The organism is Hydrogenophaga sp. (genome assembly GCF_048549895.1).
GTDB lineage: Bacteria > Pseudomonadota > Gammaproteobacteria > Burkholderiales > Burkholderiaceae_C > Hydrogenophaga.
Genome location: NZ_JBLYYB010000018.1, coordinates 1 through 6,842 on the forward strand (window position 1 = coordinate 1; position 6,842 = coordinate 6,842).

Here is a 6,842-nt window from a genome sequence, read left to right on the forward strand (position 1 = left end):
GGCCTGTAGGCTGTTTCCGCCACGACGCCTAGGCCCAGCCCCTCCGCCACCGCCTCTCGAACGGACTCGCGGCTGCCCATCTCCAGAGCCACCTGCACCTCGACGCCTCGCTCCTTTAGTTCTTGTTCAAACACGCGTCTGGTCGTCGATCCTTCCTCTCGGATGACGAACCTCTGACCCTGCAGATCACGCAGTTTGAGAGTGGCCCGTTGCGCGAGTGGGTGTTGGGTGTTGCCGAATATCACCAATCGCTGGGTACGGTAAGCCGCGCCAAATAGATCTGGGTGAGCGACGTGATTGAGCACCATGCCCACGTCTCCCTGGTAGTCAAGAATCTTTTCAGTGATGGTTCGCGAGTCGCCTACGCCAACAGCCACGTTGACCTGGGGGAACTGTTTCATGAACAGCTTCAACACGGGCAGCACGTTGTGCGGCCCGATGGCATGGATGACCAGTCGCCCTACGTATTGATTTTTCGCAGCAGCGAGCAGTGCGTGCGCATCTTCCTCGCCACTGAAGGTACGCCGGGTGTAGTCCAACAGAGTGCGTCCAAAGGACGTGAGTTCAAGCCGCCGCCCGCGCCGATGAAAAAGCTCCACGCCGAAGTCGACCTCCAGGCGCTGTATGTGTGAAGAAACAGTCGGTTGTTGAATAGCGAGCACTCTCGCGGCAGCGGTCATGCTGCCGGCTCGGGCCGTTGCGTCAAAGGCCTTCAAGGCTGCGAGGAGGCTGAGTCCAGACATTGATGTGATCTATGGGTGCCCTCATTTTTAGGGATGAAAGTTTCATATTCATGACACCTTGGTCACCCAGACTTGAGCTGTGCTTCCACTGAAGCTGTTTCTTCCAGAACCTCCTCTTTCCCGAGAGATACCTCTGACCACTTGAGTCCTGGTGTGCGTCTAGCGCACCACAACAAATGAAACCGAGCTATGAAAACTGCAATTCGCGAGAGCCATCTGAGCTTGCGGGGTATCACGGTGACCTATGCCGATGGTCACACAGCGCTTGCGCCCACCTCGCTGGAGGTACAGCATGGCGGGTTCCTTGTGCTGCTGGGCGCGTCGGGCGCGGGAAAGTCAACGCTGCTGCGCAGCATCAATGGCTTGGTTAGCCCCACAGACGGAGAGGTGTCGGTGGCCGATCTGCCGGGCGGCACCGTCTCAAAACGCAACCTTCTTGAGCATCGGCGCCACTGCGGCATGGTGTTCCAGCAGCACCACCTGATCGGGCGGCAAAGCGTGCTGGCCAATGTGTTGATGGGCAAGCTCGCCACCCGCGGATCTCTGGCGTCGTTGTGGCCTTGGAGCAAGGCTGACAAGCTGGAGGCGCTGGCGGCCATTGACCGCGTAGGCCTGCTTGAGAAAGCCCTAGCACGGGCAGACACCTTGTCTGGTGGGCAACAACAACGCATTGGCATTGCGCGTGCCTTGGTGCAAAAGCCCCGCCTGCTGCTGGCCGATGAGCCGGTGGCCAGCCTCGACCCGGCGACCGCGCAGAGTGTGTTGACCCTGCTTCACGACATCTGCAAGAAAGACCGACTCACGGCCATCGTGAGTCTGCATCAAGTCAACCTCGCGCGCATGTTCGCCGACCGCATTGTGGGCCTTCGCCAGGGCCAGGTGGTGTTCGACGGGACAGCAGCGCAGTTGACGGAAGAAGCCCAGTCTGCCCTGTACGCGAAGTCGTCACCTGCCAACATGGGCAGTCAATTTGATTCCCCCTCTCAATCCAAGGAGTTTTTACCGTGCTGAATCGTCGCCGTTTCCAATTTATCGCTGCCGTCACTTTGGCCGCCCTGTTGCCACTTGGCGCCCATGCCGAGGGCAAAAATCCTTCCAAGCTTCGCGTTGCACTGTTGCCGGACGAAAACGCCGCCACCATCATTCAGAACGCACAGCCTCTGAAGCGGTATCTGGAGCAGACCCTGAAGAAGGAAATCGAGGTCACGGTGACCACGGACTACTCGTCGATGATTGAAGCCATGCGCTTCGGCCGCATCGAGGTCGCCTACTTTGGACCGTTCTCTTACGTGCTTGCCAAGTCCAAGGCGCCCAACATTGAGCCATTTGCCGTTGGCGTGGAGCGCGGCTCGCCGACCTACCAGTCGGTTCTCATCGCCACGGCAGGCGGCCCGGTCAAGACCCTGGCTGACGTTCGTGGAAAGCCTTTTGGCTTTGGCGATCAGGCTTCGACGTCCAGTCACCTTGCACCGCGCGCGCACTTGCTTAAAAACCACCAACTGAACGGCGAGACTGACTACCGCCCCGTTCACCTGGGCACGCACGATGCCGTGGCCCGAGCTGTTCAGGCAGGGCAGGTTCCCGCCGGCGCTCTGTCAAAAACCATTCTGGACAACCTCATCGCAAAGGGCATGGTGGATGCCAACAAGATTGTGCAACTTGAACTGTCGGCACCCATTCCGAACTATCCCATTGCGATGCAAGGTAATCTCACGCCGGAGCTCAAGGAAGCCATCCGAGCCGCCTTTCTTCAGATGAAGGACGCCGAGATTCTCAAATCATTCCGTATCGAGGCCTTTGCCGCTACCGATGACAAGGCCTACGACATTCTTCGCGACACAGCACAGATTCTCAAGCTTGATCTGGGACGCATGAAATGACATCGGTAGCCTTGGAATCCATAGTTGCCATCGACGGACAGCAGCGACTCAAACGGCTGGGCGCCGCCTGTGTCGTTCTGTTCGTCTGTGTGGTGGCTTTGTATGTCACCGGCTTCTTTGACGCGCAGCGTTTCATCGAAGGCGGCCCAGCGATTCAGCAGTTGGCCTCAGAGATGGTGCCGCCGAATTTCGAGCGCTGGGAGCACTGGGTCATTCCATTGCGTGACACCTTAGCCATGTCGATCGCAGGCACGGCGCTGACCGTTCTGGCGTCGTTGCCGCTGGCCCTGGTGGCGGCGCCCAACACCGCGCCGAATGCGGTGGTTGGGCGAATCGTCAGAACCATCTTGGCTGCATTTCGGTCTGTGCCTGAAATCATCCTGGGCATTCTGTTCGTCGCGGCCGTGGGCTTTGGGGCATTGCCTGGTGTGCTGGCGTTGGCCCTGCATTCCACGGGCATGGTGGCCAAGTTCTACGCCGAAGCCATAGAGCACGTGGACCCGAAACCTCTGGAGGCCGCTAAGGCCGCGGGCGCAAGCCGGTTTCAGGTCATCACCCATGCTGTGTTACCGCAGGTTTTGCCCCAGTTGGCGGACATCACCATCTACCGATGGGAATATCACTTTCGCGCATCGGCAGTGATGGGCATCGTGGGTGCGGGCGGCATTGGCTTTGAACTCATGGCGGCTCTGCGCCTGATCAAGTACGACGAAGTCTCCGCCATTTTGCTGTCCATCCTCATATGCGTGCTCGTGGTCGACGGCATTGGGTCGGCGCTTCGCAAACATCTGAAATAGAAAGAGAGAGGAAGGTAATGATGCCGAAAATTGTGGTGACGCAGCCCATCCATGAAGCAGTTCTGGCGCGTCTTCGATCCGCCGGTGATGTAGTGATGAATCAAGGGCCTGAGCCCTGGAGCGAGGAAGAGCTTTACCTCCACCTGAAGGACGCCGACGCCATGATGGCGTTCATGCCTGACCGGGTAGATCAGCGAACCCTGTTGCACGCTCCCAGGCTCAAGACCATCGCTTGCGCCCTGAAGGGGTATGACAACTTTGACCTCAAGGCATGTGCGCAAGCCGGTGTCAGCGTGAGCTTCGTTCCTGACCTGCTCACAGAACCCACGGCAGAACTCGCCATTGGGCTGGCCATCGCCGCCGCGCGCCATGTGCTGGCAGGTGACGTCAGTGTTCGCAAGAGCTACGCAGGATGGCGTCCCCAGCTGTACGGAATGGGGTTGCACGGCTCGATAGTGGCGGTCGTCGGACTTGGCGCCGTTGGGCGGGCCATTGTGGACCGTCTCTGTGGCTTCGGGTGCGCTCAACTGCTGGGCGTGGACCCGCATGGTGATGACGAACGCCTGACCATGGTGAGCCTGGGTGAGGCCCTGTCGCAATCCGACTATGTCATTCTGGCCGTTCCGCTGCTGGACGTAACGCGTCACCTCGTCAATGACACCATGCTTGAAGGTGTTCGGCGGGGGCAGATCCTGGTCAACATTGGGCGAGGCTCGGTTGTGGACGAGGCTGCCGTGGCACGGGCGCTCAAGGACGAGCGCCTGGGTGCCTACGCCGCCGATGTGTACGAGATGGAAGACTGGCTGCTGGCAGACCGTCCACGCCAGATTCATCCGGAACTCTTGCAACACCCCTCCACGGTTTTCACACCCCACATTGGTTCGGCGGTGAAGAAGGTTCGCCGAGCCATCGAGTTGCAGGCTGCTGAAAATTTGCTCGTTGCGTTAAATGGTAATGAGCCGCTTGCACACTACGAGGCATCGCACTGAGCGGCTCATGTGGCAGCTTCGCACTGCTCGGTGCAGCCATGAGGTCACCACACCAGAGAATGCTTTTGGACGTTCTATGGTTCTGGCCGATCTAATTCTTTGAGAAGACCTTGGCTACGTGTTTCGGACCCGCGGGCCAACTGCGGATGCTCTTCGCAATGGTTCCGATAAGCCGTGCCGCCAAGTATCCGGGGTGGGATTCCCCCGGTTTCTCGGACGGTTTTCTGGGATCGTTGCCTACATCAACACCGACCGCAGCGGGTCGGGAGAACCAATTCATCCTTGGTGTGATCAGTTGCTCCTGCTACCTTGCCCGGCTCGCATCAATAGAGTGACCGGTCTGAGCAACAAAGCGGTCGCTTGAGACCCTGCTCGGCCAATGACCAGTTGCGCAACACGCGAACTTTCAGGCGTTAGGTTCGAGTGTCGGAGATCAGCCTGATGCACTTCTTGGGGAAAAATAGGTCAAGGACTGCACTTGGCCGATAGGAACACCAACACAGTTGCGCTGGCGCTAGCTTTCTTCGTATGCGTCCGGCAATCCCATCTTGAGATAGACCAAGCGTCGAGGCATCGTGTGCACGATGAAGATCATGCACACCATAGCGAACGACACGATCGCCCAACGCCCCAAGCGGCGCTATTACTCCCCTGAACTCAAGGGCCAGATCGTGGCCGAATGCCAAGTTTCTGGCGCGTCGGTTGCCGGCGTGGCACTCGCACACGGAATCAACGCCAACATCGTTCACCGCTGGATGCGCGAGCAAGCGGACTCCCTATTGCCAGCGCCCCGGAACGAGTTCGTGGCGTTGAATCTTCCTCCACCAGTTGAACAGTTCCCAGCTCCTGAGACCAGCTCGCCGCGCGTGGCGCGCGCGATCCATGTTGAGGTTCAGCGCAGCGCCGGCGTGGTCACCGTGAACTGGCCACTGGAAGATGCAGCATCATGTGCAGCCTGGCTGCGCGACTGGCTCCGATGATCCGCATCGATGCACTGTGGCTTGCCACCGAGCCGCTGGACATGCGAGCTGGCACCGAGACGGCGCTGGCCCGCGTGGTGGCTGTCTTCGGCGCAGCGCGCCCACACCACGCCTACCTGTTCGCCAATCGACGAGCCAACCGCATGAAGGTGCTGGTGCACGACGGCATCGGTGTCTGGCTGGCGGCCCGGCGCCTGAACAGCGGCAAGTTCGTCTGGCCGCGCGATGCCGCCACCACCGCCACACTCAGCCGAACGCAGTTCGATGCGCTCGTGCTGGGCCTGCCGTGGAAGAACGTTGGCGAGGCTGGAATCATCACCGTGCTTTGAGTGCTCCGGTCATTGGCCATGCAATCAGAACTTGCACTGATGCGCGAGGGTGATGCTCGTCGCATCATCTTCTCCCGTGATCACCACAGACCACCTGGACACCCTGGAGCCGCAGCAGATGCGCGCGGCTCTGCTGTCATTGATGGGGGAGCTGGCCGAGCGAGACAGCGTGATTGAGCGCCAGGGCCAGGAGGTCGTCTTCAAGCAGGCCCTGATCGACAAGCTCACGCACGAGAACGCGATTCTCAAGCGCATGAAGTTCGCCGCGCAGTCGGAGCGCTTCAGTGCCGAGCAGAAGAGCCTGCTCGATGAATCGCTGGATGAGGACCTGCAGGCCGTGGCCGATGAGATCGAGCAGGCCATGCCTCCAGTGGCAAACCGCCAAGACAAGCAAGTCCCCAAACGCGCACCGCTGCCGGTCAACCTGCCGCGGCGCGAGATCCGCCACGAGCCCGAGTCCACCACCTGCGCCTGCGGCTGCCAGATGAAGCGCATCGGCGAGGACGTGGCCGAGAAGCTGGACTACGTCCCCGGCGTGTTCACGGTGGAGCGCCACGTCCGGGGCAAGTGGGCTTGCGCGAAGTGCGAGACGATTCACCAGGTACCCGTCGATCCTCACGTCATCGACAAGGGCATCCCCACCACCGGGCTTCTGGCGCAGGTGCTGGTGGCCAAGTACGCCGACCACCTGCCGCTTTACCGCCAGGAAGCGATCTTCGGTCGAGCTGGTCTCGCCATCCCGCGCTCCACACTGGCGCAATGGGTGGGCTCCTGTGGCGTGCAGCTGCAGCCACTGATCGATGCCCTGAGAGCCGAGTTGCTGCAGCACCGCGTGCTGCATGCCGACGAGACGCCGGTGGCCATGCTCAAACCGGGCAATGGCAAGACACACCGGGCCTACCTCTGGGCATATGCCACGGGGGCCTTCGAGAACACGAGGGCGGTGGTCTACGACTTCTGCGAGAGCCGCGCAGGCGAGCACGCGCGTACCTTCCTGGGCGCCTGGAAGGGCAGTCTGGTGTGCGATGACTTCAGCGGTTATGTTACGGCCCGAGATATGTGGCCATCGCCAGGCGCCCGTTGTTGCTCACCGAGGAGGTTTGCCCTGGCAAGCAGCACATAAC

The 6,842-nt window shown here is 60.4% G+C and carries 7 protein-coding genes and 1 pseudogene; 7 read left to right on the forward strand and 1 reads right to left on the reverse strand.

Going from position 1 to position 6,842, the window contains the following annotated elements; all coding sequences use genetic code 11:
- Positions 1-680 (reverse strand): LysR substrate-binding domain-containing protein (locus ACN4F8_RS01505; RefSeq protein WP_419471961.1); only part of this gene is annotated, 680 nt, incomplete at its 3' end.
- 252 nt (positions 681-932) lie between these two features.
- Between ACN4F8_RS01505 and phnC the strand changes: the two genes are divergently transcribed.
- The 7 genes and pseudogenes from phnC to tnpC form a co-directional block, all read left to right on the forward strand.
- Positions 933-1,754 carry a phosphonate ABC transporter ATP-binding protein gene (phnC, locus tag ACN4F8_RS01510; protein WP_035242057.1) on the forward strand — a complete coding sequence of 274 codons (822 nt, stop codon included), beginning with the start codon at positions 933-935 and terminating at the stop codon, positions 1,752-1,754.
- Positions 1,748-2,623, forward strand: coding sequence for a phosphate/phosphite/phosphonate ABC transporter substrate-binding protein (phnD, locus tag ACN4F8_RS01515; RefSeq protein WP_024815577.1), 876 nt, complete (start codon positions 1,748-1,750; stop codon positions 2,621-2,623). Before phnC ends, phnD begins: the two co-directional genes overlap by 7 nt.
- Positions 2,620-3,420, forward strand: a complete 801-nt coding sequence (gene phnE / locus ACN4F8_RS01520; RefSeq protein WP_008903165.1) for a phosphonate ABC transporter, permease protein PhnE — start codon at positions 2,620-2,622, stop codon at positions 3,418-3,420. Before phnD ends, phnE begins: the two co-directional genes overlap by 4 nt.
- Positions 3,421-3,437: 17 nt before the next feature.
- Positions 3,438-4,409 (forward strand): phosphonate dehydrogenase, encoded by a 972-nt coding sequence (locus tag ACN4F8_RS01525; RefSeq protein WP_024815576.1) that lies wholly within the window; start codon positions 3,438-3,440, stop codon positions 4,407-4,409.
- A 584-nt stretch (positions 4,410-4,993) separates the two neighbouring features.
- The gene (gene tnpA / locus ACN4F8_RS01530) at positions 4,994-5,389 is read left to right on the forward strand and encodes an IS66-like element accessory protein TnpA (RefSeq protein ID WP_419471962.1); all 396 of its coding nucleotides are present in this window, start codon (positions 4,994-4,996) and stop codon (positions 5,387-5,389) included.
- Positions 5,386-5,718 (forward strand): IS66 family insertion sequence element accessory protein TnpB, encoded by a 333-nt coding sequence (tnpB, locus tag ACN4F8_RS01535; protein ID WP_419471963.1) that lies wholly within the window; start codon positions 5,386-5,388, stop codon positions 5,716-5,718. The genes tnpA and tnpB overlap by 4 nt, the downstream gene beginning before the upstream one ends.
- 76 nt (positions 5,719-5,794) lie before the next feature.
- Positions 5,795-6,760 (forward strand): annotated as a pseudogene (gene tnpC, locus ACN4F8_RS01540) (IS66 family transposase); the annotation flags it as partial.
- Positions 6,761-6,842 lie beyond the last annotated feature (82 nt).

What these genes read in the sequence shown, in the direction of transcription:
- phnC (WP_035242057.1), top strand. Translation starts at nt 933, where the DNA reads ATGAAAACTGCAATTCGCGAGAGCCATCTGAGCTTGCGGGGTATCACG.
- phnE (WP_008903165.1), top strand. Translation starts at nt 2,620, where the DNA reads ATGACATCGGTAGCCTTGGAATCCATAGTTGCCATCGACGGACAGCAG.
- ACN4F8_RS01525 (WP_024815576.1), top strand. Translation starts at nt 3,438, where the DNA reads ATGATGCCGAAAATTGTGGTGACGCAGCCCATCCATGAAGCAGTTCTG.
- tnpA (WP_419471962.1), top strand. Translation starts at nt 4,994, where the DNA reads ATGAAGATCATGCACACCATAGCGAACGACACGATCGCCCAACGCCCC.
- tnpB (WP_419471963.1), top strand. Translation starts at nt 5,386, where the DNA reads ATGATCCGCATCGATGCACTGTGGCTTGCCACCGAGCCGCTGGACATG.